Raw genomic sequence first — 26,384 nt, 5'->3', positions numbered from 1 at the left:
TTTTTTTTTATGGATTTTACGTTTTCCAAAAAAAATGATATAACAGTTCTATTTCAAAATAGTATTTATACGTCCAATCCAAAAGTCTTTCTTAAAACCTCAATATTTGGGTTTTTTTCTCTTAACTTTTCGTATTTCTCTAAAGGTGTGAAAGCATATTTTTTTGCGACTTCCTCATTAACTGTAATATCTAATTTAAGATCGTAATTAAGTAATTTCTTCTTTAAAAACGTCATTAATGGAAATTCAGCACGTTCTAATTCTATTTTATTCGTATTATTAGAATAGGTTAAATAAATGGTGGTGCCTTCTAATTTTGGCATATCCATTTGTAAAATAGAAGCCATAATTTTTTCACCTTTCTGATCCATTTTTTTTGTGTAGGCTTTCCAAGCTTCCGTTAAAGCTTCTTGGCTAACGGGTTCTTTAGGTAAATTTTCCTCATCAATAACGACGTCCATTTGCCGTAATTGGTGCTCTTTCTTTTCTCTAATACTTTTTAGAGATAAACCAGAAGTTGACTTTTTGGGCTTGTTTATAGATATTTTCGGAATAGATACAGGTTCCTCTACAGTGCTAACCGTTTCTTTTGGTGTGGCCACTTTTTTAGCAACGACAGGTTTTTCTGATGATTTTACGCCTTCAGACTTCGGTTTGTTTACAGGAATTGGTGTAATGCCTCGCGCTTTAAAATACGATGGCGGAATTATGAAGTGCTTAAGATTTTTTTTTTCTCCATCAAAAGTGATAGAGGCAAGTTGCATAAGTGTTAATTCAACTAATAGTCGTTGATTTTTACTAGTCTTATATTTGAGATCGCAGTCATTGGCTAACCGAATGCCTTCCATGAGAAAACTATGAGTTGTTTTCTTTGATTGTTCCATATATTTAAGACTGGTGTCTTCACCAACTTCTAATAATGGAATGGTTGCTGGATTCTTACACACCATTAAATCTCTAAAGTGAGAAGCTAAACCTGCAATATAATGATGTGCATCAAAACCTTTAGAAATAATAGTATTGAATTGTATGAGTAAATCCGGAATTTTATTTTCTAAAATTAAATCGGTACTTGTAAAATACGTTTCGTAATCGAGAACATTAAGATTCTCAGTAACGGCTTGTCTTGTTAGGTTTTTACCCGAAAAACTAACCACACGATCAAAAATTGAAAGTGCATCTCGCATCGCTCCGTCTGCTTTTTGAGCAATGATATGAAGCGCATCATCCTCAGCAGTTATTCCTTGCTCTTCTGCTATATATTTTAAATAAGCTTTAGCGTCTGAAACAGTAATTCGTTTAAAATCAAAAATCTGGCAACGCGATAATATCGTTGGAATGATTTTATGTTTCTCAGTGGTTGCTAAAATAAAAATGCAGTGTTTTGGCGGCTCTTCTAAAGTTTTCAAAAATGCATTAAAAGCTGCCTGAGATAACATGTGAACCTCATCAATAATATACACTTTGTATTTACCAACTTGTGGTGGAATACGTACTTGGTCTGTTAGCTCTCTTATTTGATCGACACCATTATTAGAAGCGGCATCTAATTCAAAAATATTAAACGCAAAATCTTCGTCTTCACTGGTGTTTTCATCACTATTAATCATTTTAGCCAAAATACGTGCACATGTTGTTTTACCAACACCACGTGGTCCTGTAAATAATAAAGCTTGCGCTAAGTGATTGTTTTCAATAGCATTAAGTAAAGTGTTTGTAATAGCTTGCTGCCCCACAACATCCTTAAAGGTCTGTGGTCTGTATTTACGAGCCGATACTACAAAATGTTCCATTGAAAAATTACTGAATTACAAATTTAAGAATAACCTATAAATACACGATTGTTAGTACTAAAATTTAAGATGAGTTATTAACAATTTATGTACTTTTGCACCGAGTAAATCGCCTTATCGATTCTAAATTTATTTAGGGTAGGAAAGTCCGAACACCATAGTGCAATCATAGTGGTTAACAGCCATCCATCGTAAGGTGAGGAAAAGTGCAACAGAAAGTATGTACAGGTTATGCTGTAGTGAAACCAGGTAAACTCTATGTGGTGCAATGTCATGTATACTAACGCTTGAGCGTACACGCGCGATTGTTAGAGGGTAGGCAGCTAAAGTTTGCTGGTAACAGTAAACGTAGATAAATGATAAGGTAGTTTTGTTCTTGTGCAGAAGAGATTCTGAAACGGGTACAGAATGAACAGAATTCGGCTTATAGATTTGCTTAAACAAACAAGCTTCATGGTTATACATGAAGCTTTGTTTTTTATTATGAGGTTAGTTGTAACGATTTAATCAAAAAAACTAAACATATTACCACCATAACTTTTAGAATGCGAATAATGTTCTAGCTGGCTCAAATCTGTGTGTTTAGAATGTTCTACAATGAGCAAACCTTCATCTTCAAGTAAGTCATTTTGAAACACCAATTCAGGGATTTTTGAAAACGCTTCCAATTCAAAATCGTAAGGTGGATCGGCAAAAATAATGGTGTGCTTCTGTTTCGATTTTTCTAAAAATTTAAAAACATCACTTTTAATGGTACTAATAGGCATTTCAAAAGCTTCAGATGTTTCGTTTATAAACTTTATACAACCGTAATTATCATCTACAGCTGTAATTTGTTCTGTGCCTCGCGAAGCAAATTCATAGCTTATATTTCCTGTTCCCGAAAACAAATCTAACACCGAGATATCATCAAAATAATACTGGTTATTTAAGATGTTAAACAACGCTTCCTTTGCCATATCTGTTGTTGGTCTAACAGGTAATTTTTTAGGTGCTGTGATTCGTCTGCCTTTAAACAGTCCGGAAATTATACGCATTAAAAGGAATTTAAAATTAAAAAATGATGATGCAAATAGCGATTATCTATACCTGTAGCAATTGAAAACTCGTACTGCTTTTCAATAAAGTTAACATGTCTTATGTATGTATAAAGAATAACATAAAGCTCATCACCTAAATTGATGTGTCCGCTCAGTTTAACAAGCGTCGTTTCTGTATCTAACTTTAACTGTTCAAAAACGAATAAAATATAATAGATAAAATCTTCTTTACTGTGGTATTCAAAATTATTGAATAGTTGAAGCTTGTTTTCTTTAGTCACTACAACTTCAACCGTATTTTTATTAATATTGATAAAAACGATAGGTTCATCAACGGTTTCTAAATGTTGTAAATGTGAATTTATAAGAACACTAGAGGCATGTTTGTAAACAAATTCACCAAAAGTTTCAAAAATATAATTATTAATGTTTACATAAGGGACATAAACATTGACGCTATTATTGGCAGAAATAGTATCTTCTGTAATAAAATCGTTTCGAAGTATTTTAGAATTAAACTTTAAATAGTCGGCTTTATGCTCAGCATTATAAAGTTCTTCAGGCACTAGAGTGGCCAATTCATTTTGATGAATTACTAAAACGGCATTAAAGTCTTCTGAAAAAACAGTATTACTACTCAGTTCTGCTTTTAGGTGATTGAGAATTTCTGTAGGTGTTGACTTTTGATCAAACGGAACAGTTTTGAGAAACTCAATGGTGTTTTCGGTTTTATTTAGAATACAAAAAGAAAGCCCATTCAAATTAATTTGAATGGACAGTTCTTTAATATCATTTATTTTCAAACTATTCTTTATTTGTGTAGCTTTTTGGCCAGTTTCCTTTGGTGAAAACTTCAGTCATAGATCCAACTTTTAACGTAGGTCCATTAACACCATCTACAGACACTACTTGTTTTTCTTTTTCAATTAGGTAAGGCTCTTCACCATCTAAGACAACAGACTTTTCTACACTTGCTTCAAATACAGAAAACTCGTCTAGTTTGCCAGCTTCAAGTTTAAATTTGGCACCTTCTTTACCAACACCGACATTCATCATGGTTTTGTATCGGTCGCTACCTTTAAAAATTGAATCTTTAACAGAGTAATAACTTAACGTATCAATTAATGTTATTGTTTTCATGGTTTCAACACCACCAAATAACTTTGTTCTTTCTTCATCTAATACTAAAGTATCGCGTCTTTGTGTTATTGGCACCTGACCATTTTCTACAAAGTTGATTAATTTGTCAAAACTATCTGTATAAGTTCCGTTAACATCTTTATAAGCTAGTTGTGAATCTCTAATGTCTATTAAGCGATCAATAACTACAGCAAAACGTTCTTTTTTCAATTGGTTAAATTGAATCTCTTTATAAACTGACATATAAGTCATGTACCCCAAGAAAATAATTAAGACCCACAGCAATATATTTATTACTGGTTTTATTTTTTTCGGTACAAATTTGTCAATTAACCATACGATTCCAATGGTTAATAGTATAATAACTACAATTGCTATAATTACTTTCATATTAGTTTTTATTTATTAGGTCTATCGCAAATCTACAATTTTTTTTTGTTCGTTAAAACTATCTAAAATAAAAAACATTAAAAATAACGAACTAAATAAGATATAGGCTTTAAAAATACAGAATAATAGTATCTTGCTCTATAATTTTTTTCTTTATGATTTCTAATGCTTCCGCATTCTATTCACTAATAAAATCCAAATTCCCGTTTGCACCAACTTCTAAGCAAGATATGGTGTTAATGCAGTTGTCTCAATTTATTTTTGATTCAAATAAAAATTCAATTTACGTATTAAAGGGATACGCAGGAACCGGAAAAACGAGTATAATAGGTACCATTGTTTCTAACTTATGGCAAGCCAAAAAAAATGCTGTTTTGTTAGCTCCGACAGGTCGAGCAGCTAAAGTAATTTCAAATTATTCGAAAAAAGAGGCGTTTACCATCCATAAAAAAATTTATTTCCCGAAAAAAAATAAAGGTGGTGGTGTTAATTTTGTAAGACAACCTAATAAGCATCGCAATACTATTTTTATTGTAGATGAAGCATCTATGATTCCTGATACGTCTTCAGATTCAAAATCATTTGACAGCAGTTCATTATTAGACGACTTAATGCAATATGTATATTCTGGTCATCAATGTAAATTACTTTTAATTGGCGATAAAGCACAGTTACCACCTGTGAAATCGGATTTAAGTCCTGCGTTAGATGAAAACAAACTCAGTTTAAACTATAATAAAGATGTTGTTGGAATTGAACTATACGAGGTTGTAAGACAAGAACAAGATTCAGGAATCTTAAGTAATGCAACAGAACTTAGAGCTGTTTTAGAATCTAATTTTTATGAGAGTTTTAAATTCGATGTAAATGGGTTTACCGATAGTGTGCGTTTAATTGATGGCTACGAAATTATGGACGCCATTAACGATGCCTATAGCGAAAATGGTTACGAAGAAACGGCCATTATTGTTAGAAGTAATAAGCGCGCTAATGCCTACAACCAACAAATTAGACAGCGAATTTTGTTTAATGAAACGGAATTGTCTTCTGGTGATTATTTAATGGTAGTTAAGAATAATTATTTTTGGATAAAACCGACGAGCGAAGCAGGCTTTATTGCCAATGGTGATATTATTGAAGTTTTAGAGATTTTTAGCATTAAGGAATTGTACGGTTTTAGATTTGCAGAAGTAAAAATAAGAATGGTAGATTATCCTAATATGAGACCAATTGAAACCGTTTTGCTATTAGATACTATTGATGTTGAAAGTGCCTCATTAAGTTATGAAGAGTCCAACAGATTATACCAAGAAGTACTAAAAGATTATGAAGACGAACCTTCTAAATATAAACGTTTTTTAGGTGTGAAGAATAATAAGTTCTTTAATGCACTGCAAGTCAAGTTTTCTTATGCAATTACCTGCCACAAGTCGCAAGGTGGACAATGGAACACCATTTTTGTAGAGCAACCCTATTTACCTAATGGTATGGATAGAGATTATATAAGATGGTTATACACAGCAATTACAAGAGCTAAGGAGAAACTCTATTTAATAGGATTTAAAGATGAGATGTTTGTTGAAAAAGACTAACCTATTTTTCGTATTAAAACGATTCAAGTAAATTAGTGAGGTTGGTATCACAAATTTACGCACGTTAAAACATAATATAAATGGCAGAAACAATTCTAAGTATATGTTTAGGTATCGGACTTTCAGCTTCTGTTGGTTTTAGAGTCTTCTTACCATTGTTTGCCTTAAGTTTAGCAGCCTATTGTAATGTGTGGGAACTTAATGAATCTTGGCAATGGATTGGCAGTACAGCTGCTGTAATTACATTAGGTATCGCCACTTTAGTTGAAATAGTTGCGTATTATATTCCTTTAGTGGATAATGCATTAGACACTATTGCAATGCCGTTAGCGACTATTGCAGGAACAGCAGTTATGGTGTCTACAGTTGCCGATTTAAGTCCTGTAATTACTTGGGCATTAGCAATTATAGCAGGTGGAGGAACTGCAGCAGCAGTAAAGAGTTCGGCAAGTGCTACACGAGTAGGTTCAACGGTTTCTACTGCAGGTTTTGGAAACCCTGTAGTGTCAACTATTGAAACAGGATCCTCTGTTGTAATGTCTATTGTCTCTATATTTTTACCGATTCTGGCCTTTATTTTAGTACTGTTCATTTTTTATCTGGTTTTTAAACTCTTTAAAAAGTTCCGTCGAAATTGATCAAAATCATCTTATAAACCTTATTTTTGAAATTGAATGTATTCATAATACAAATCACGTAGATGAAAATAATATCCATGATTCCTGCACGCTACAGTGCTTCTAGATTTCCAGGTAAATTGATGCAAAATTTGGCCGGTAAATCTGTTATTCTAAGAACTTATGAAGCCACAGTTGCCACTAATTTATTTAGTGAAGTTTATGTGGTGACCGATAGCGATATTATTTATAATGAGATTGTAAATAATGGTGGGAAAGCCATAATGAGCATAAAAGAACACGAATCTGGAAGTGACCGAATTGCAGAAGCTGTCGCGACTGTAGATTGTGATATTGTAATAAATGTTCAAGGAGATGAACCGTTTACAGAGCGTGAAAGTTTAGCGAAAGTCATAGATGTTTTTAAAGATGATACTGAAAAGGAAATCGATTTAGCATCTTTGATGGTTGAAATTACAGATTTAGAGGAAATCAACAATCCAAATACGGTAAAAGTTATTGTAGATCAGGATAGTTTTGCATTATATTTTTCACGTAGTCCTATCCCATTTCCAAGAGATGCAACTGTTGGAGCGCGATATTTTAAACATAAAGGCATTTATGCATTTAGAAAAGAAGCCTTATTAGATTTTGCGGTGTTACCAATGCAATTTTTGGAAGCTTCAGAAAAAATTGAATGCATAAGGTATTTAGAATATGGAAAACGTATTAAAATGGTTGAAACCAAAATACAAGGAGTAGAAATTGATACACCAGAAGATTTAGAAAAAGCAAAACGTTTGTGGAAGTAGGTATCTCGTAGGGACAACTCGCGTAAGGACAAGTGCTGTAGGGACAACTCGAGAGTTGTCCAAAAAAATATAAAGTGAATTGAATAAAGAATATAAAAACATAAAAGTAATAGGTTTCGATGCTGACGATACGTTATGGGTTAATGAAACCTATTTTAGAGACGCAGAAGAAGAAGTAGGACAGTTATTATCGCATTACGAGACACCAAATAAAATAGACCAAGAACTATTTAAAATGGAAATGGTAAACCTACCAACCTACGGTTATGGGGTAAAGGGGTTTATTTTATCCATGATAGAGTTGGCTGTAGAATTATCTAATGGAACAGTGTCTAATACTGTAATTTCTAAAATATTAGATATCGGTAAAGATATGATTAACAAACCTATTGAGCTGTTAAATGGAGTAGAGGATGTATTAAAAGAATTGTCTAAAGATTACAGATTAATTGTTGCCACCAAAGGTGATTTGTTAGACCAAGAACGAAAATTAGAAAAATCCGGATTGTTAAAATATTTTCACCATATAGAAGTATTAAGTGAAAAGCATGATACCAATTATATACAGTTATTAAAACGATTAGATATAGAGCCAGAATCATTTTTAATGGTTGGTAACTCGTTAAAGTCTGATATTTTACCATTAGTTAACATTGGTTCAAAAGCAATTCATGTACCTTTTCATACCACATGGCAACATGAAACGGTAAGTAAAAAAGAAGCAAATGGTTCTGAATTTAAAACGGTTAATAGTTTAACTGAAATTTTAGATTTATTCAGTGCTCATAATTAAACTAAGTTGTTATTTTTGTTAAAGATATAAAGTAAATGATATTCAAAAATTATCCAATGGTGTCCAGAGTAGTTTATGGACGCGGAAGTTTTAATCAACTCGATGAAATTCTCGCCCCAAAGCGCAAAGGACGCAACGCACCATTTATTTTTTATGTAGATGATGTCTTTAAAGGCAATCATTGGTTAACGTCACGTATTACATTGTCCTACAAGGATAAGATTATATATGTACCTACGAACGAAGAACCAAGAACGGATCAAATAGATCAGTTAGTAGAAGAAATTATTTTAGAAAATAGTGAGCTTCCGTCTGGTATTATTGGTATTGGTGGTGGTACTGTTTTAGATGTTGCAAAAGCAGTGTCGTTAATGTTAACCAATAAAGGAGAGTCTAAAGATTACCAAGGGTGGGATTTAATTAAATATCCAGCGATTTACCATGTTGGTATTCCTACAATTTCTGGTACAGGAGCAGAAGTCTCTAGAACTACAATTTTAACTGGTCCAGTTCGTAAATTAGGTATAAATAGTGATTACACGCCTTTTGATCAAGTTATATTAGATCCGGAATTAACCAAAGATGTACCAAAAAATCAGTGGTTTTATACAGGAATGGATTGTTTTGTACACTGTGTAGAGTCGCTTACAGGAACGTATCTCAATGCCTTTAGTGAAAGTTATGGTGAAAAAGCCTATGAACTTTGCAAAGAAATATTTTTAGAAGACACCTTAAGTGCTGAAGAATCGCAAGACAAATTAATGATGGCGTCTTGGCATGGAGGAATGAGTATTGCCTATTCGCAAGTTGGTGTCGCACATGCTATGAGTTATGGTCTAGGGTATCTTTTAGGTGTTAAACATGGTGTTGGTAACTGTATTGTTTTCGATCATTTAGAAGATTATTATCCTGAAGGTGTGGCTATTTTCAAACAAATGAAGGCCAAGCACAATATTGAAATACCTCAAGGCATTTGTGCGGATTTAGATGAAGATCAGTTTGACACTATGATTGATGTGGCCTTGAGTTTAGAACCACTTTGGGAAAATGCAATAGGTAAAAACTGGAAAACCATAATGACCAGACAAAAGCTTTTAGAGCTTTACAAAAAAATGTAACATGCGCTGGTTAGCCAAATTCATTTACTTTAAAGTATTAGGTTGGAAGGTTGTTGGTAACACTAACTTTTCTAAAGATACCATTAAAAAATCAGTGATTATAGCTGTGCCTCATACCAGTTGGCACGACTTTTATATTGGTGTTTTGCTTCGTAAATTAAGCAATGTTAAAACCAACTTTGTCGGTAAGAAGGAATTGTTCACTTGGCCATTTGGTTACTATTTTAGAGCCATTGGCGGACGCGCTTTAGATAGAACTTCTGGACAAAATAAAGTGGAAGCAATAGCCAAATTATTTAATGATACAGATGAATTCCGATTAACATTAGCACCAGAAGGCACAAGAAAAAAAGTAGAAAACTGGAAAACAGGATTTTACTATATCGCCAAAAAAGCTAATGTGCCCATCATAATGTTTACACTAGACTTTAAGAATAAACAGAATAAAATATCAGAGCCGTTTTATCCAACAGATAATATTGAAGCCGATTTTAAAACAATGAAAGCTTTTTTTAAAGGTGTTGAAGGAAAAGTAAAGGCCTATAGTTAAACCCATATACTTTGGCATAACATTTGAAGTATTCTTAACACAATGAAACATAAAGTAAACGTAAGTCCCTAAAAAGAAACATTGTTATTTGTCGTAAAAAGCTGTCTAAGTAATTAGATGGCTTTTTCTTTTTTAGATATTTCCTACCTTTTTAATTGTTAAAATATTTATAAAACTAAACCTGTAATTTGTTAGAAGTCAGAATGTAATGAGTTGGTGTGTTTTTGTAGCGCGTTTTTTTAAAACCAAGATTGAATAACTACGTATATATTAATAGAAACAAACAACTAACAAAAAAACTCAATTATGATTAAAGAAAAATTTATGATTAAAAGGAACTTCAATTCAATGTGTGCATTAGTTTTAGCTATTGGTGTATCGTTTACATCTTGTAGCGATGATGATGACAATGATGGAGGGAACGACGATTACGATTCTGTAACCGTATATGCTTCCAATAATTCAAATGGAAATATTTCAGTATATGATTTTGAATCGGACCAAATGGTTGAAACAAAAACATTAATTACAACTACCACTGCAGCAGACGGCATATATTATGATGATGATTCGGAATCTGTGTTTCAGGCATCAAGATCAGGAAATAGTTTAGAAGGTTTTGCTAATATTGACGACTTAGTAACAGAAAGTATATTAAATATAAATTTCGCGGGAACTAGCGATATGTCTAGTCCTAGAGAAGTTGCAGTAAATGGAAATTTATTTGTTGTAGCAGATAATGCCGATGTAGATGGCGATGAAATGACACCAGACGGAAGGTTATTTATCTATTCATTTGATGGATCTAGTTTTACATTAAGAAACGTAATTACTACAGAATTTAAACTTTGGGGAATTACATTTAATGATAACGATCTTTATGCAGTTGTTGATGCTACAAATGAATTAGCTGTATTTAATGATTTCTTATCAAATAATACAGATGCTACAGTTAGTGCTTCAAAACGAATTGCAATTGAAGGAATCGTAAGGACACATGGTATTACTTATGATGATTCTACCGATACATTGATTATGACCGATATCGGTGAAGCGTCAAATGGACAAGATGATGGTGGTTTTCATATTATAGCTGGTTTTACCAATAAATTTAATGCCGTTTCAGATGGTGAAACAATGGCTGTTGCCGGAAATCAAGTAAGAGTTTCTGGAGCTTCAACCTTGATGGGGAATCCTGTTGATGTTGCTTATGATTCAGATAACGAGATCATTTATATTGCTGAAGCTGGAAACGGTGGCGGTCGTATTTTAGGCTTTTCTAATTTTACAGCAGGTGGAGATATTGCGCCTACTTTTAATAGTGCACTTGCATCAGCCTCATCAGTATATTTAGAAGATTAAACTGAAAAGTGTTTAACAGTAGAAGGCCGTTTAATTTATTTTAAACGGCTTTTTTTATATAATTATCTAACATGTAATTTGTCTGACTTTGAAGCTTATTTTTAAAAAAGCGCATGCCACCAAAGAAAATACCTTTAATTCCTAAAGCTTGTTTTGCCCATTTGTGTAAGTCAAATTCATCTGTGTGTTTAATGATTAGGCCATCTTTAAATTCAAATTTAGCATCAATTTTATTATGGACTTTTCGTCCGGTTTTGCTAAAGGTATAGTGCGCTTCCCAATGAGCTGAACCACTGTTATCGTTAGCATTTACATTTGAGAATTCAACATTAAAATTAGTTTCGTTTTGTGATTCGCAAAGCATTAACCACATTGCTTTAGCGCGTTCTCCTTTCAAAATTCCAAACGCAGGATCTTCAAACACAATAGCGTCATGGTAGCATGATGCCATTGTTGGACCATCACAATTATTTAAAGCTGTGTAAAATGTTTTTATGATGTTTTCCATTAGATTCTTTTATTAGTTTTATTAAAACCATGCCATACAAAAATACATAAGTATCGTGCTATTGATTCATATTCTTTCATTCGAATGGGATTTAATTGCTATGAAATCGAAAAGCCATCTATAATTAGATGGCTTTTTTGATTGAGATAGGTTCCTCAAATTTTTCGGATTATGGTGTTTAATGAATGTTTTAAGTATCTGTTTTAGTGATTTTAAAGCTGTTTTTGTTGTTTTTTTACAGCGGCATTAATCTTATATTGAAGCAGAATAATCATCGCTATAAAAGTGACAATAATTATAAGTATTAAAATTTTTATTTCTGATGCGGCAGAGGACAAATCACCTCCATAGAACGCCACTTTTCTAAATCCACTTAAGTATTGCGTCACAGGAATAAACTGAGCAACGCTAGTAATAAAATCTGGTATAGCTAACGTTGGCCAAGTAAACCCACTTAGTATAAATGCAGGCGTAGAAATGACCATTAATAATTCTGTCGCTTTCAGTTGATTAGGTATAGCCATAGAAAAAAGCATACCAATTCCCATAGAAGCAAGGGTCAATAATAAGGTTAGAACAATCATTGGCATATTAAAAATACCAGCTGTAATATTAAAATAAGGAAAGAGCAGACTTATTAGTAGCCACATAATTGGTAGCATAATGATAAAAGGAGTCGCTTTTAATGCGATGTGATAGAGTGATGATTTGCTTTCTTTTGTTAAGGTGATGAAATAACCATCTTCAAAATCTCTTGAAAAAACTAAGGCCATAGCCAAGAAAATAACCTGTTGCATAATGGCTGCAAGTAAGCCTGGTAACATAAAAGTGATATAGTTACCTGTGGAATTGTAAAGTTTATTAAAATTAATTTTAAAACTCTCGTAAGTCACTTTGGCTTGCTTAGGATGAAGCCCTTGTTTTTTGAGTGCTTCGATTTCTATGCCAGCATTTATGGTCATTAAAACGGTACTTATATTTTTACTTGCCGTATTAGCATTTAAAATATTAGCCATGTTAAGATCTATCCGAACTTCTGGATGCTTTTTTTGTAATAGGTTTTTTTCAAAATCTGAAGGAAACGTTATAACTGCAGCATATTGTTCCACAGGCATTTCATTTACAATATTGCCATCAGTAAAACGCACATCCGTTACCAATAAAACTTCATTGTCTTCAAAAGCATCTATAATTTTATCAGTTGTAGGACTTTGGTCTTGGTCTACAATGACAACGGGTAAATCGATAACTTTTGCTTGTTGATAGACAAAGCCAAACAAAATGCCATAACCAATTGGTGCTCCAAAAAAAATTGCTAGCAAAACACCATTCGAAAAAATACGTTTAAACTCAACCTTAAGGAGGCTTATAAATCTTTTCATGGCTTAGCTTTTTATGAGAATGGTTGCGTTGGTGTAAAATTGTTGTTCTGAAACATCTACAGTCGGTACAACTTTTAATTCATAAATAGATTCCGATAATTGGTACAAAGGTGCTGTGCTTGTAATATCGGCATACTGCGCCAATTGTTTTATAGCTACAATTTTAGCTTCGGTTTCTACCTTGGTGTAAGGATTTATAAGTGTGAGTTCTTGTCCGACTTCAAAATCATAAATTTTTGATTCTGGAATTGTAAATCTGAAATAGACGCTATCCGTTTTATAGCCATTAAATAAGGTGAATCCAGGTGTTAGTAATTCACCTTCTTCTAAACTTATAGTCTCTATAGACATGGCTGCTGGTGCAATTACATACTGTTCGTTTGAGGCAGAAATCACCTCTTCTTTTGCTCCTTGTGCACGTTCTAGCTGCCCTTTGGCTTGTTCTATTTGTTCAGATCGGGTCCCTTTTTTTACTTCATCGCGTTTGGCTTCTAAACTTGCAACCTGTGCTTTTGCCATGTTGAGTTTCATTTTAACTTCGTCAAATTGTTGTTGACTTATTAACGAATCATTATACATGTTTTTCAATCTTCCGTAGGATTCTTGTGCAAATTCTAATTGTGCTTTTCCGGCTGCTAATTGGCCTTCAATCTGACTAAACTGTTCAGACGTCGCCCCATTAAAAGCCATGTCTAACTGGCCTTGTGCTGCTTTAATAGCACCTTCGGCTTGTAACATTTTAGCATTCACTTCTGGTATGTTAATCAATGCTAGCGTATCACCTTTTTTTACAGTTTGCCCTTCTTCAACATATATCGTATGGATTCGTCCTGCGATTTTACTGCTTACTGCAATGGTTTCAAATTTTACTTTTCCTCTATTTGGTGTAATTTTTTCGTGATTACAAGATTGAAAGAGTAACAGCGTAAAAAAGCTTAAGATGAGTGTTTTATAAGTATTCATTTTATATCGTTTATTGTTCAATTAATAAGTAAGTATGCCTTTAGCATGGCGTAAATCTGCAACAGCTCTTCGTTCGTTATAGAAAGATTCTTGCAGTTTAAAATTTGCTTTTTCTAAATCGTTTAAAGCATCGAGCACATCATTGATTGAAGCCAAATTATTTTTGTATTGTTTGTTAATTAGGTCGTAAGTATCACTAGCTAATTCAATTTCTTTTTCAACTATTTTAGTGTTTTCTAATGCAGCTTCATAAGTTAATTGAGCTTTTGTAATACTCAAAGCAATCATTTCATTGGCATCCGTAATTTGCGCTCTAAGTTTTTGACTTTCTAACTGTGTTTTTTTGCTTTTTAATCGGGATGTATTCCCATCGAAAATAGACCATTTTATCCCAGCTCCTATAAACCATTGTGGATCTAATAAGGATAAATCATCTTCTATAAATTCGTAATGACCTTTAATAGCAATTTTGGGAATAAAGCTACTTTTCTCCAGTTTTACTTTATAATTTGTGGCTTTTTCAGCCTCTTCTAAGGCTTTAATTTCATTCCGTTTTTCTGTGTTAGAAGCGTCACTAAATGAAAATACATGTAGCTCAGGATTGAGTAATTTTAAGCGCGCTTTGGGTTCACCTGTCAATTGATGAAGCACTTCTATTAATAGCGTGTTTTTATGTCTAAAATCGAGTTGTTTTGCTGCAAGCTGTTGTTGAGCGAGTTCAATTTTTTTTCGACTTATAGGTGTTGTTAACCCATTTTCAATCGCTTTCTTGACGTAATAGGCTTGTTCGTTTAAATAATTTTCAGTGGTCGTTAAAACTTTTTCAGAAGCTTTTACAAGCGCCAATTTATCGTAAGTTTCAATAATTTGTAAAGCCAATTTATCGGCTTCGGCAAGACCTGCATAATTTAATGAAGATTCTTTGTGTTTACTTGCTTTAAGCGCATTGCTAGCTTCAAATCCACTAAATAAAACCCAATCTAAATCTACTGAAGATTTTAAAATATTCTTGTCTTGTAGATTTGCAGCTTCTTGCAACGGGATGTCTTCGGGAAATGGTGAGTTAAAAGGCAATCCGATGGCATCTTTGATGATGAGTTTTTGTGTCTCTATTAATAATGTTTGAGTATCATCGTCAAAGGTAATATCATCATTTAATCGTGTGTAACTTCCGTTGAAAGTAATCTTTGGCAAGAAAACTGATTTCGCCATTTGTTGATCTACTTTGGCTTGCTCAGATTCAATTTGATTACGCTTTAGCGTGTAATTTTTATGAAGTCCTTTATGGATTAAATCTTTTAGTATTGGATCTAATTCTTGTGCCGAAATTACAGTCGGAATTACGGTTGCAAGTAGCAGTAAAACACAATTTAAGGTGACTTTATTTATGTTCATTTTGCATAGTTTTTAATTACTATACAAAGGTATTACTGAATTTTTAATTTATTTTTGACCTATATCATAAAAGCGAATGTATACTAGATTTTAATTGCTAGAATCTTGACTTCTAATACGACTTAATGTTTCTTGTGCCATGCCTAAATAAGATGCAATATGACCTAGTGAAACTTGGTAGGCAATATCAGGAAATTCAGCGAGCATATAATCATAGCGTTCTCTTGCTGTTTGAAATTGAATCGCATTGAGTTTGTTAACCACATTAGTTAACATTTCGGTAATGACGAGTCGACCTAATTTTTCCATTTTAGGGTATTTCGCAAATAAGACATCTAATTTTTCTTTAGAAATGAGATATACAATAGAATCTTCAAGAACTTCTAAATAATATAAACTTGGTTTTTTTTGAAAAAAACTATCAGCACTAGACATAAATTTTCCTGTTCCAAAAAACCATTGTGTAATGTCTTTTTGGTTGTCATTTAGGTAATAACTTCTACCCATGCCTTGCTCTATAAAGTATAAGTATTTACAGATTTTACCTTGATGGACGAGAGTTTCATTTTTTGGTACAGATTTCATTGTAAAATGATTCAAAATATCATTTAATTCATCATCTGAAAATGGCACCAATGCCGTTAAAGTGTCAGTAAAATTCATAATTTAAGAAAAAGCTAAGCTAATTGAAATTTAGGCTATAAACAAACGAAATACAATGGAGTACAATTGATTTCTTTACTTTTATTTGAATGAGATGTTATGGGCAGATAAGCGAAAAATCAACTTTAATTAGATGTTTTTTTTATTCGATAGTGATTTTATTTCTAAAACCTATATCTGTACGTTCGTCAAATAAAAAATCATAATAATCGGCATCTCCATTTTTGCCGCTGATGGTGGTTTTAGCTCTTCCAATTTCCAATCCAGCTTTATTATAAGCTTTAGCAATTACTGTTCTATTAAAATCGGCATCAAAGATAACGTATAAGGTGAGTTTATTATTGTTGCTGCTAGATGAGCTGCCAATATCATAAACGCCAGTTTTTAAGCCGTTTTGTTGTAAGTCTTCAGAAAGTATAATTTTACATTCTAATGTTTTATCTACGCCTTCAGAAACACCTTCAAAAAACTCTGTGGCACTTTCACCAACAACTTCGCCACCTCTGTTAATACCTTCTTTAGTTTTGTTGGCTAATCTGTCGCAGGATAAAAAGCTTAATATAATAATAAGTGTTACTAATTGGTGAATTTTCATGTTGTAAAAGAGTTTTATAGCTTTAAAAATACATAAACTAAAAGTATCTACCGCGTGTATTTTTTAATCTTATCCCAAAAAAGCTGCAATTTGTTATAGACGAATACATTTGTTTTTGCATAATGAAACGAAATAAAACATACTACTGATAAAAAGATGATAGCACCAACAATAGCTTGCCAAGGTAATAATGTTTTGCCTATAATTTGATGTAAGCCAATACCTGTAAAACTGCCGTAGATGATAATGAAATGAATAACGTAAATAGATAATGTTTTCTGACCAATTCTTAAGATTAAAGGTTGTTTAATGTAAGTCTCTAATAAATAGAATAAAGAGAATAAAATCAGTACATTACCAAGTCTAGTGAATAGATAATTATAATAAGCAACATCCTTGAAAAGCACGATATCAAAGGCGTAATAAAACTTCATAAGTAGCTCAGAAGACCCAAAAATTAGTGCGATGCCAAAGATGAAAAAGCCAGATACAATAGTCATTTTAAACTTTGGTCGTTCAACATAGCGATAGAATAATGTGGATATAAACGCACCAAATGCTACATAACCAAACCAAGGAATTATGGTAAAAATAGAACCGTTTGCTTTGGAAAGATAATTTGAAAATACCACAGGAACTTCAGGCAATTCTAAATAACGATATAAGGGCTCAGTAGTAAAAATAGTTATACCTAAAAGAAACATTAAAACTGAAAAGTATAACGTTTTTTTGAAGGTTAATTTATAAATTAAAACAATTAAAATTAACGATAAACCTATACATTGCAAGACGTCAATGACAAGAAAATAACTGTTGAACTTACCAAAAAGCCATTCAAAAAGAGGGACACGTAGTAAATAACCAATCCCAATAAGCATTAAGCCTCGCATTAGACCTTTGTGCATTCGAGTTTTAATACTACCACTTTGCTTTGCTCTAATTAATAGATACGAAAAGATGAGCCCAGAAATGGTAAAAAACGTTGGTGCTGTTATCCCTCTAAAATATTCCCAAATCTTAAATGCTGTGTTGTTTTGGTCTCTGTAAGATACGTCTAGTAAGGTGTCGATAAAATGGCCTTGCAACATCATTAAAATGGCAAATGCTCTTACAGCATCGATAAAGTATAGGCGTTTGGTACTCAAAAATGACTGTTTGGATTGTAAAGGTAGTTTTTCGATTAAAATAGGTTTTGGTTAGTTTGAATTAAAAAAAATAGTCGCTTTGTTAGATTGAATGAAAAATTCTATAAAATAGCGGTATCTTAAAAATAATGATGCCACAAATTTAACATTATATATTGTATTAATTTTTTAAAAAGTGGATTTTATGTCGCTTATAGCTTTAAGATATGCCTGGCTTATTGCGTGCATTAAAAGTTAATATGGCACATATTTGAGATAAACCACGAGTAATTGAATTGGCTTTTTATACAGACATTTGCATTATCATATTTGAACTATCTTAAAAGTTATGGAAAATAAATTTTCTAATAAAAAAGCGTTATTATCATTAGCAATAGGTGGTTTTGGAATAGGTTTAACAGAATTCGTAATTATGGGAATTTTGCCTAATGTTGCAAATTCATTAGCTATTTCAATACCAGAAGCTGGTCATTTTATTTCGGCTTATGCTTTTGGTGTTGTAGTAGGCGCTCCACTGTTAACCAGTTTTAGTTATAAGTTTTCACCTAATCGGATGTTGTTACTACTTATGGTTTGGTTTACGGTGTTTAATACACTTTCCGCTTTTTCTACAAATTATAATATGTTGTTGGCTATGCGTTTTTTGTCAGGATTACCGCATGGTGCTTTTTTTGGCGTGGGCGCTGTAATTGCGGGTAAATTAGCTAAGAAAGGAAAGACTGCCCAAGCTATTGCTACTATGTTTTCAGGATTAACTATAGCGAATGTTATTGGAGTGCCTATTGGTACTTATTTAGGAAATCAGTACCATTGGAGTGCTTCTTTTTTAATGGTAGGAGTTGTTGGTGTTGTAACCTTAGCTAGTATTTTTTATTGGATGCCGAAATTTAATAAAGAAGAAAAATCATCTTCAGATATAGAGCAAAAAGGATTAAAAAACCCAGAACTTTGGGGACTCATAGCACTTACAACCATTGGAACTGGTGGATTTTTTGCTTGGTATAGTTATATTGCTCCGTTATTAATGGAGGTCGCTCATTTTTCTGAAGCCGTAGTGAGTTATGCTATGATAATTGCAGGAATTGGCATGTTTATTGGCAACTTTTTAGGAGCGAAAATGGCACAAATATTTACGCCTTTACGTTCTGTTTTAATAAGCCTTTTAACTATGACGGTGGTATTAACGGTTAATTCTTTTATAGCTTCAAATGGAGTTCTCACCTTAATATTAACTTGCCTTATTGGCTTAATAGCTTTTAGTATATCGACACCAATACAAATGGCTATAATTAATTCGTCTAAAGGCGCCGAGATGTTGGGATCCTCAATGAACCAAAGTGCATTTAATATGGGTAATGCTATGGGAGCTTATTTAGCCGGATTACCAATTGCCTATGGTTATAGTGTAACATCTTCATCTTTAGTAGGTGCTGCTCTTGCGTTTTCAGGAGGGTGTATTGCGATTTCCATATTACTTTACAGGCACCGTAAAATAAAAAAAGGAAAACAACGCGCTTATACGTGTAATGCTTAATATAATGAGATAAAAATAACAACTATTAATTTGAATGCTGTAATGCATCTTAATTCATTTTCAAAGTAATTTTTTCAATTTAAAATCAATAGTTTATAAGTTTATCTATAAAATTAACTGAAAACAATACAGCATTAATTCAAACGGTTTATTACATTTATAATCTATGGAGAAACTCAACCAACTACTCAGCGAATTTTCATCTTTAGCTTGGGGATTACCTTTGCTAATTTTATTAATTGGTGGTGGTTTATATTTATTAATTCGTTCTCACTTTTTACCGTTTCGATATTTAGGCCATGCTTTAAATGTATTGAGAGGAAAATATGATGATCCAAACGATCCTGGGGATATTTCGCATTTTCAAGCATTGACAACAGCATTATCTGCAACCGTCGGTATGGGAAATATTGCAGGTGTTGCCGTTGCTATTTCCGTTGGGGGACCAGGAGCGGTTTTTTGGATGTGGATTAGTGCCGTAGTTGGTATGTCCACTAAATTTTTTACATCCACATTGGCAATTATGTATAGAGGTAAAGATAGTGCTGGTGAAGTTCAAGGTGGACCAATGTATTTTATTACAGAAGGTTTAGGTAAATCTTGGAAACCATTAGCTATATTTTTTAGTTTTTGCGGTCTTATTGGAGCCTTACCTGTTTTTAATGTCAACCAACTCACGCAAGCTTTAAATGATATATTGTTAATTCCTAATGGAGTAGAAGTTGGCTTAAAATCGAACCTTATTATAGGTGTCATTTTAATTAGTATCACGGCCTTAGTTATTTTAGGAGGAATCAAACGTATAGGAAATGTCGCTTCACGCTTAGTACCAAGTATGGTAGCTTTGTATTTTGTGTTGGTTATTATAATTTTAGTGACGCATAGCGATGTGCTATTGTATTATCTAAAACTGATATTTACAGATGCGTTTGCTGCTAATTATTATCCTCAAGACGATACATTTTTAGGCGGTGTTTTAGGAGCGTTAATTCTTCATGGTATAAAACGAGGTGCATTTTCTAATGAAGCCGGAATTGGTACCGCACCAATGGCTCATGGAGCAGCAAAAACGGATGAGCCAATTCGTGAAGGTTTGGTAGCCATGCTTGGACCTGCAATAGATACGTTAATTGTTTGTACGTTGACGGCTTTGGCTATTTTGGTCACTGGAGTTTGGGAAACCACATCAGATAATGGAGTGAGCCTTACTGCTTCTGCCTTTGGCGATGTGATGCCTTTTTACGGTAAATATTTACTACTAATTTGTATTGCTGTTTTTAGTATGAGCTCATTATTTTCATATTCGTATTACGGTACAAAATGCATGTCTTTTCTCTTTGGAGCCGATAAAAAACACTATTACAATTACTTCTACATTATTAGCATTATTATTGGAGCAACAACGAGCTTAAGTATGATGATAAACCTTATTGATGGTGTATTTGCGTTAATGGCAATACCAACTATGGTGGCAACAATTATTTTAGCACCAAAAGTGATTAAAGAGCTGAAACGTTACACGAATGCATTAAAACAGTCTGAACAAGATACTAAGGTGGAATAATGATAAAGTAGTTTCAAAAATTACTTGTTAATTGAAGCTTTAAATTGTTGAGGTGTCATCATTTCCATTTTTTTAAATTGCCTGTTGAAGTAACTCGTGTTATTAAAACCAGATTGAAATGCAACTTCAGACATTCTAAGCTGCTTAGATTCCTTAATTAGTTTTTTAGAAAACTTTATTTTTTCAGAATTGATGTAATCAATAGGTGAAACTCCTAAGGTATTTTTAAATTGCTTATGAAAATGCGACGTGCTCATGTAAGCTTTCTTCGCTAACTGATCTACGGTTATATCTTTATTGGTTAGGTTGTCCTTAATAAACTTAATAACAGTGCCAATTCGTGTGTCAGTAAAAACATCTGTATCATTAACAATTAAAGATTTAGCTTTTGTTTGAAGTAACCTTACTATTAATTCTTGAATCATTAAATCAAGCAATACATCTTTAGACTTATTACTGTTGGTAAAGGTGTACGTTAATCGTTCTAATAAATGATTTACGTCCACATTATTTATGAGGTGCGAAGTCGTTTTATCTAAATCCCATGTGTTGTTTTCATTTTCTATAGCAACATTGTGATTGAATTTTTCAACAACTTCTAAAATTTTAAAAGCATCAATACCTAAAGCTAAACATTGCGTTGGCTTATGTTTTGTGGCTATAGGGAAATCAATTATCATTTCCTTATTCGTTGGCATTACCACAGATTCACCAGGAAAAAAGTCGAACGACTCAAAACCATCTAAATGCATAATCTTTTTTCCGGTTAGCATACTCGCAATAATAGGAAAATCAAAAGTCAATGATACTTTTTCAGCAACAGCATGTGTCTCATAAATGTTGAGTTCGGCATATTCGGCATTATATGTAGTTCTATTTTCTACTAATGTTGTTAGTTTTCTATGGCTTTTATGTGATGATAATAAGTGGCTCATATTCAATAGTACAAAAAATTAGTCTTAAATATAGTTAATAATAGATATGTTCAATAATATAATCAATATGTTCTATTTATTGGCGAATTGATAAAATAACTTTATCAAAATTACAAAATAAGTATTTTTTGTACTAAATAAATAGATAATTAATAATTTAAAACAAAGTAAGGTATGAGCTACTCTAAGCCAAAATTTAAAGAAAAGTATTCCAATTTTATCAATGGAAAATTTGTGCCGCCAGTGGGTGGAGATTATTTTGAAAACACATCTCCAGTAGATGGAACGCTAATTGCTAAGTATCCTAGATCGCAAAAAGAAGATGTAGACAATGCAGTAGATGCAGCCAATGCTGCTAAAGATGCGTGGGGAAATACGTCAGCAGCAGAACGTGCGGCACTCCTGTCTAAGGTGGCAGATATTATAGAAGAGAATTTAGAAGAATTTGCAGTTGTAGAAACCTGTGATAATGGAAAACCTATTCGCGAAACCCTAAATGCAGATATTCCATTATCTGTGGATCATTGGCGCTATTTTGCGGCTTGTATTAGAGCAGAAGAAGGTAGTGCGACGGAATTAGACCAAAATACATTATCCATGAATATTAAAGAGCCATTAGGAGTGATTGGTCAAATTATTCCATGGAACTTTCCATTGCTAATGTTATCCTGGAAATTACCGCCAGCATTGGCAACCGGAAACTGTGTAGTATTAAAACCTGCAGAGCAAACTCCATCTTCAGCAACATTGTTAATGGAGAAAATTGCCGATGTATTTCCTCCAGGTGTATTAAATATTGTTCATGGTTTTGGGCCAGAAGCCGGAAAACCATTAGCATCGAGTCCTAATGTCGATAAAGTAGCTTTCACAGGAGAGACGACAACAGGTCAACTGATTATGCAATATGCATCAAAAAACTTAAATCCTGTAACGATGGAGTTAGGAGGGAAATCTCCAAATGTGTTCTTTAACAGTGTTATGGATGAGGATGATGCTTATTTAGATAAAGCTATTGAAGGTGCTGTTTTATTTGCTTTTAATCAAGGAGAGGTTTGTACATGTCCTTCACGAATTTTAGTGCAAGAAGATATATATGATGCTTTTATGGAACGTGTGGTAGCTCGAACAGAAGCTATAGTACAAACGAGTCCTTATGATGTTAATTCTATGGTTGGTGCACAAGCGTCTAATGATCAATATGAAAAAATTCAATCCTACTTTAAAATTGGTAAAGAGGAAGGAGCAAAAGTCTTAACAGGTGGAGAAGCCCATAAACAAGATGGCGATTTGGCTGGAGGGTATTACATAAAACCTACAATTTTGGAAGGCCATAATAAAATGCGTGTTTTTCAAGAAGAAATTTTTGGTCCTGTGGTTTGTGTAACTAAGTTTAAAGACGAAGCTGAAGCCATAGAAATTGCTAATGATACTTTATATGGCTTAGGAGCCGGAGTTTGGACACGAGATGCACATCAACTGTATCAAATTCCACGTGCGATTAAAGCTGGTCGTGTTTGGGTGAATTGCTATCATGCTTATCCTGCACATGCACCATTTGGAGGATATAAAAAATCTGGATTTGGTAGAGAAAATCATCTGATGATGATGAGTCATTACAGGCAAACTAAGAATATGCTAATTTCATACGATAAGAATAAATTAGGGTTCTTTTAGACATAGTTATTAATAGCAGCTCGAAGCTGTCTAAGAAATAAGATTCAATAAATATCCTTTTTTTTAGGCAGCTTCTTTTTTAGATTAAAAACACAAGCATTCGATTAAAAATAATTTAATTCTAGAACCGTTAATATAAAATGAGGTTCCCAAGAGTTTGTAATATGAGACCAACGTTTTATCATTTAGTTAGAATAAAGCCTTTGCTCTTAGTTCTATAAGCGAAGCGGTCTTTTATCATTTAAACATAAACATATGAAACGTGTAGAAATAACAGATAGAGCAGCGGAAATTGTAAAGCAATTGAAAGCAAAACATGGAGATTTAATTTTTCATCAGAGTGGTGGTTGTTGTGACGGCTCTGCACCAATGATTTTTGAAAAGGACGATATGTACTTAGATGAAAGTGATATTTTTTTAGGTGAAGTAGAAGGGGTTAATTTTTATATGAATCAAGATCAATTTGAATATTGGAAACATACACACTTAACTGTAGATATAACTGAAGGTCGAGGTGCAAGTTTTTCTTTAGAGATTCCTTTGGGATTGCGATTCTTAATTCATTCCCGATTATTAACCAAAGAAGAAGATGCCTTTTTTAACATGAAAGCCTAATTTTGGCTATTAGGTTTTTAATTTAAAAAAAATTAATTTGTGAGTAAATTTAAATAACACCCTAAAAGCTCATAAAATATTTTACGATATTTAATATTGCAAATAGCCCGAAATTGATACAAAATTAAATAAATCATGAAATAGGAATTCAGAATAGACGCTGAATTATATATATTTATGGAATTATAAATAACTAATATACGAGATTCCTATTGGTAAGTTTACGGCTTTAGGAAACTCATAAACCAACAATAAAACGAAACTAGCATGAGTAATTATCACATAAAACATTTAGAGGAATACTATCAAGTATATCGTAAATCGGTTAGAAACCCAGAAGTTTTTTGGGAAGAAATAGCTGAAGAACACTTTATGTGGCGAAAAAAATGGGATAATGTCTTAAGTTGGGATTTTTCAAAACCAGAAATAAAGTGGTTTGAAGGCGCAGAACTCAATATTACCGAAAATTGTATTGACAGACACCTTTATACGAGAGGAGATAAAACGGCTATCATTTTTGAGCCTAATGATCCTTCAGAAGAAGCTGAGCATATTACTTATAAGCAATTACACGAGCGTGTTTGTAAGTTTGCCAATGTATTAAAAGATAAAGGCATTCAGAAAGGTGATCGCGTTTGTATTTATTTACCAATGATTCCGGAGTTAGCGATTGCTACTTTAGCTTGTGCACGTATCGGCGCAATACATTCGGTTGTTTTTGCAGGCTTTTCTTCTACAGCAGTATCGACTAGAATTAATGATTCCGAATGTAAAATGGTGATTACCAGTGATGGCTCTTATCGTGGTGCTAAAACCATAGATTTAAAAGGAATTGTAGATGAAGCCTTAGAAGAATGTCCTACTATTACCTCAGTATTAGTTGTAAAGCGTATTGCATCTGATGTTAATATGAAAGAAGGGCGTGACGAATGGTTACAACCCTTATTAAATAATGCAGATAACCATTGTGAACCTGAAATAATGAAGGCGGAAGATCCACTGTTTATATTGTACACATCAGGTTCTACAGGAAGGCCAAAAGGTATGGTGCATACCACAGCCGGTTATATGGTGTATACAGCTTACACGTTTAAAAACGTATTCCAATACAGAGAAAAAGATGTGTATTGGTGTACAGCGGATATTGGTTGGATTACAGGACATAGTTACATCGTCTATGGTCCTTTATGTAATGGAGCCACTACAGTATTATTTGAAGGTGTGCCAAGTTACCCTGACTACGGTCGTTTTTGGGAGGTCGTAGCAAAACATAAAGTAAGTCAATTTTATACAGCACCAACGGCTATTAGAGCCTTAGCAAAAGAAGGTGTTGAGCATTTAGAAAAACACGATTTGTCCTCTATAAAAGTATTAGGAACGGTTGGAGAACCTATCAATGAAGAAGCGTGGCACTGGTACGATGATAACGTTGGGAAGAAGAAATCCCCAATTGTAGATACTTGGTGGCAAACGGAAACTGGAGGCATTATGATTACACCAATCGCTTTTGCGACACCAACAAAACCAACATATGCAACCTTACCTTTTATTGGTATTCAGCCGGCTTTAATGGATGAGCATGGTGCTGAAATTAAAGGCAATCAAGTGGATGGACGCTTATGTATTAAATACCCTTGGCCAAGTATGGCGCGTACGATTTGGGGAAATCATCAACGTTATAAAGACACGTACTTCTCTGCTTATGATGATAAATACTTTACAGGAGACGGAGCGCTACGTGATGAGGTTGGTTATTATAGAATAACAGGTAGAGTCGATGATGTTATTATAGTTTCTGGTCATAACTTAGGGACAGCACCTATTGAAGATGCTATTAACGAACACCCAGCAGTTGCAGAAAGTGCCATTGTTGGTTATCCGCATGATGTTAAAGGAAACGCACTTTATGGTTATGTAACGTTAAAAGAAACAGGAGAAAGTAGAAATCATGATAACTTACGTAAAGAAATCAATCAGTTAATTACAGAGCAGATTGGACCAATTGCGAAGTTGAATAAAATTCAGTTTACAGATGCTTTACCAAAAACAAGATCGGGTAAAATTATGCGAAGAATTTTAAGGAAGATTGCTTGTAATGAAACAGATCAACTAGGTGATACAAGTACACTTTTTAATCCTGAAGTTGTACAAGATATAATTGATAATGTGAAATAAGTTATTGAAAATACTAAACTTTAAAATCC

At 33.2% G+C, this 26,384-nt stretch carries 24 protein-coding genes and 1 other RNA gene; 13 read left to right on the top strand and 12 right to left on the bottom strand.

Translation table 11 applies throughout. The features are described 5' to 3' along the window. Positions 1–65: 65 nt before the first annotated feature. Positions 66–1,793: a DNA polymerase III subunit gamma/tau gene (gene dnaX / locus ITJ86_RS14360; protein WP_195872343.1), complete on the bottom strand. Its 1,728-nt coding sequence runs from the start codon at positions 1,791–1,793 to the stop codon at positions 66–68. 101 nt (positions 1,794–1,894) lie between these two features. On the opposite strand from dnaX, the gene rnpB reads away from it, so the two are divergent. Further along, an RNA gene (gene rnpB, locus ITJ86_RS14355) (RNase P RNA component class A) lies at positions 1,895–2,236 on the top strand. 60 nt (positions 2,237–2,296) lie between these two features. Here the strand turns inward: rnpB and rsmD are convergent. The 3 genes from rsmD to ITJ86_RS14340 are packed head-to-tail and all read right to left on the bottom strand — an operon-like array spanning position 2,297 to position 4,363. Continuing rightward, positions 2,297–2,830 carry a 16S rRNA (guanine(966)-N(2))-methyltransferase RsmD gene (gene rsmD / locus ITJ86_RS14350; RefSeq protein WP_195872342.1) on the bottom strand — a complete coding sequence of 178 codons (534 nt, stop codon included), beginning with the start codon at positions 2,828–2,830 and terminating at the stop codon, positions 2,297–2,299. Beyond that, a complete protein-coding gene (locus tag ITJ86_RS14345) occupies positions 2,830–3,636 on the bottom strand; it encodes a DUF3822 family protein (RefSeq protein WP_195872341.1) in 807 nt (268 codons plus the stop codon). Before ITJ86_RS14345 ends, rsmD begins: the two co-directional genes overlap by 1 nt. Before the next feature lies 1 nt (position 3,637). Continuing rightward, positions 3,638–4,363, bottom strand: coding sequence for a hypothetical protein (locus ITJ86_RS14340; protein ID WP_195872340.1), 726 nt, complete (start codon positions 4,361–4,363; stop codon positions 3,638–3,640). A gap of 155 nt (positions 4,364–4,518) precedes the next feature. On the opposite strand from ITJ86_RS14340, the gene ITJ86_RS14335 reads away from it, so the two are divergent. From ITJ86_RS14335 to ITJ86_RS14305, 7 genes are all read left to right on the top strand, one after another. Then, positions 4,519–5,955 (top strand): ATP-dependent DNA helicase, encoded by a 1,437-nt coding sequence (locus ITJ86_RS14335; protein WP_195872339.1) that lies wholly within the window; start codon positions 4,519–4,521, stop codon positions 5,953–5,955. 80 nt (positions 5,956–6,035) lie between these two features. Then, positions 6,036–6,593 (top strand): DUF4126 domain-containing protein, encoded by a 558-nt coding sequence (locus ITJ86_RS14330; protein ID WP_195872338.1) that lies wholly within the window; start codon positions 6,036–6,038, stop codon positions 6,591–6,593. Positions 6,594–6,655: 62 nt separating this feature from the next. Continuing rightward, positions 6,656–7,384 (top strand): 3-deoxy-manno-octulosonate cytidylyltransferase, encoded by a 729-nt coding sequence (gene kdsB, locus ITJ86_RS14325; RefSeq protein WP_225035771.1) that lies wholly within the window; start codon positions 6,656–6,658, stop codon positions 7,382–7,384. Positions 7,385–7,463: 79 nt separating this feature from the next. Next, positions 7,464–8,177 (top strand): HAD family hydrolase, encoded by a 714-nt coding sequence (locus ITJ86_RS14320; protein ID WP_195872337.1) that lies wholly within the window; start codon positions 7,464–7,466, stop codon positions 8,175–8,177. A gap of 35 nt (positions 8,178–8,212) precedes the next feature. Next, positions 8,213–9,295, top strand: coding sequence for an iron-containing alcohol dehydrogenase family protein (locus tag ITJ86_RS14315; RefSeq protein WP_230080316.1), 1,083 nt, complete (start codon positions 8,213–8,215; stop codon positions 9,293–9,295). Position 9,296: 1 nt separating this feature from the next. After that, positions 9,297–9,845: a 1-acyl-sn-glycerol-3-phosphate acyltransferase gene (locus ITJ86_RS14310; RefSeq protein WP_195872336.1), complete on the top strand. Its 549-nt coding sequence runs from the start codon at positions 9,297–9,299 to the stop codon at positions 9,843–9,845. A 306-nt stretch (positions 9,846–10,151) separates the two neighbouring features. Next, entirely contained in the window at positions 10,152–11,207 is a 1,056-nt protein-coding gene (locus ITJ86_RS14305) for a hypothetical protein (RefSeq protein ID WP_225035774.1), read from the top strand. 40 nt (positions 11,208–11,247) lie between these two features. Here the strand turns inward: ITJ86_RS14305 and ITJ86_RS14300 are convergent, their stop codons facing one another. The 7 genes from ITJ86_RS14300 to ITJ86_RS14270 all read right to left on the bottom strand — a co-directional run bounded on the left by ITJ86_RS14300 (position 11,248) and on the right by ITJ86_RS14270 (position 17,858). Further along, positions 11,248–11,715, bottom strand: a complete 468-nt coding sequence (locus tag ITJ86_RS14300) for a nuclear transport factor 2 family protein (protein ID WP_195872335.1) — start codon at positions 11,713–11,715, stop codon at positions 11,248–11,250. A gap of 212 nt (positions 11,716–11,927) precedes the next feature. Beyond that, entirely contained in the window at positions 11,928–13,097 is a 1,170-nt protein-coding gene (locus ITJ86_RS14295) for an ABC transporter permease (protein WP_195872334.1), read from the bottom strand. Positions 13,098–13,100: 3 nt separating this feature from the next. Further along, positions 13,101–14,060: an HlyD family secretion protein gene (locus ITJ86_RS14290; protein ID WP_195872333.1), complete on the bottom strand. Its 960-nt coding sequence runs from the start codon at positions 14,058–14,060 to the stop codon at positions 13,101–13,103. A gap of 21 nt (positions 14,061–14,081) precedes the next feature. Further along, positions 14,082–15,455, bottom strand: a complete 1,374-nt coding sequence (locus tag ITJ86_RS14285) for a TolC family protein (protein WP_195872332.1) — start codon at positions 15,453–15,455, stop codon at positions 14,082–14,084. A 90-nt stretch (positions 15,456–15,545) separates the two neighbouring features. Next, on the bottom strand, positions 15,546–16,118 hold the full coding sequence (locus ITJ86_RS14280; protein ID WP_195872331.1) for a Crp/Fnr family transcriptional regulator: 573 nt from the start codon (positions 16,116–16,118) through the stop codon (positions 15,546–15,548). A gap of 142 nt (positions 16,119–16,260) precedes the next feature. Beyond that, on the bottom strand, positions 16,261–16,713 hold the full coding sequence (locus ITJ86_RS14275) for a hypothetical protein (RefSeq protein ID WP_195872330.1): 453 nt from the start codon (positions 16,711–16,713) through the stop codon (positions 16,261–16,263). A 47-nt stretch (positions 16,714–16,760) separates the two neighbouring features. Further along, the gene (locus ITJ86_RS14270) at positions 16,761–17,858 is read right to left on the bottom strand and encodes a heparan-alpha-glucosaminide N-acetyltransferase domain-containing protein (RefSeq protein ID WP_195872329.1); all 1,098 of its coding nucleotides are present in this window, start codon (positions 17,856–17,858) and stop codon (positions 16,761–16,763) included. Positions 17,859–18,186: 328 nt separating this feature from the next. Here ITJ86_RS14270 and ITJ86_RS14265 point away from each other — a divergent pair, with 328 nt between their 5' ends. Beyond that, the gene (locus tag ITJ86_RS14265; protein WP_195872328.1) at positions 18,187–19,392 is read left to right on the top strand and encodes an MFS transporter; all 1,206 of its coding nucleotides are present in this window, start codon (positions 18,187–18,189) and stop codon (positions 19,390–19,392) included. Between the two features lie 166 nt (positions 19,393–19,558). After that, the gene (locus tag ITJ86_RS14260) at positions 19,559–20,956 is read left to right on the top strand and encodes an alanine/glycine:cation symporter family protein (RefSeq protein ID WP_195872327.1); all 1,398 of its coding nucleotides are present in this window, start codon (positions 19,559–19,561) and stop codon (positions 20,954–20,956) included. A 20-nt stretch (positions 20,957–20,976) separates the two neighbouring features. Here the strand turns inward: ITJ86_RS14260 and ITJ86_RS14255 are convergent, their stop codons facing one another. After that, on the bottom strand, positions 20,977–21,891 hold the full coding sequence (locus ITJ86_RS14255) for an AraC family transcriptional regulator (protein ID WP_195872326.1): 915 nt from the start codon (positions 21,889–21,891) through the stop codon (positions 20,977–20,979). 174 nt (positions 21,892–22,065) lie between these two features. Between ITJ86_RS14255 and ITJ86_RS14250 the strand changes: the two genes are divergently transcribed. From ITJ86_RS14250 to acs, 3 genes are all read left to right on the top strand, one after another. Further along, on the top strand, positions 22,066–23,565 hold the full coding sequence (locus ITJ86_RS14250; protein WP_195872325.1) for an aldehyde dehydrogenase family protein: 1,500 nt from the start codon (positions 22,066–22,068) through the stop codon (positions 23,563–23,565). 255 nt (positions 23,566–23,820) lie between these two features. Further along, positions 23,821–24,180 (top strand): DUF779 domain-containing protein, encoded by a 360-nt coding sequence (locus ITJ86_RS14245; RefSeq protein WP_195872324.1) that lies wholly within the window; start codon positions 23,821–23,823, stop codon positions 24,178–24,180. Between the two features lie 267 nt (positions 24,181–24,447). Then, on the top strand, positions 24,448–26,355 hold the full coding sequence (gene acs, locus ITJ86_RS14240; protein WP_195872323.1) for an acetate--CoA ligase: 1,908 nt from the start codon (positions 24,448–24,450) through the stop codon (positions 26,353–26,355). Positions 26,356–26,384: the final 29 nt, after the last annotated feature.

The sequence above is a fragment of the Winogradskyella marina genome, from assembly GCF_015645385.1.
In the GTDB taxonomy this organism is placed as follows: domain Bacteria; phylum Bacteroidota; class Bacteroidia; order Flavobacteriales; family Flavobacteriaceae; genus Winogradskyella; species Winogradskyella marina.
The sequence above is the reverse complement of the archived record's forward strand: the minus strand, read 5'-3'. Positions and strand labels throughout refer to the sequence as shown.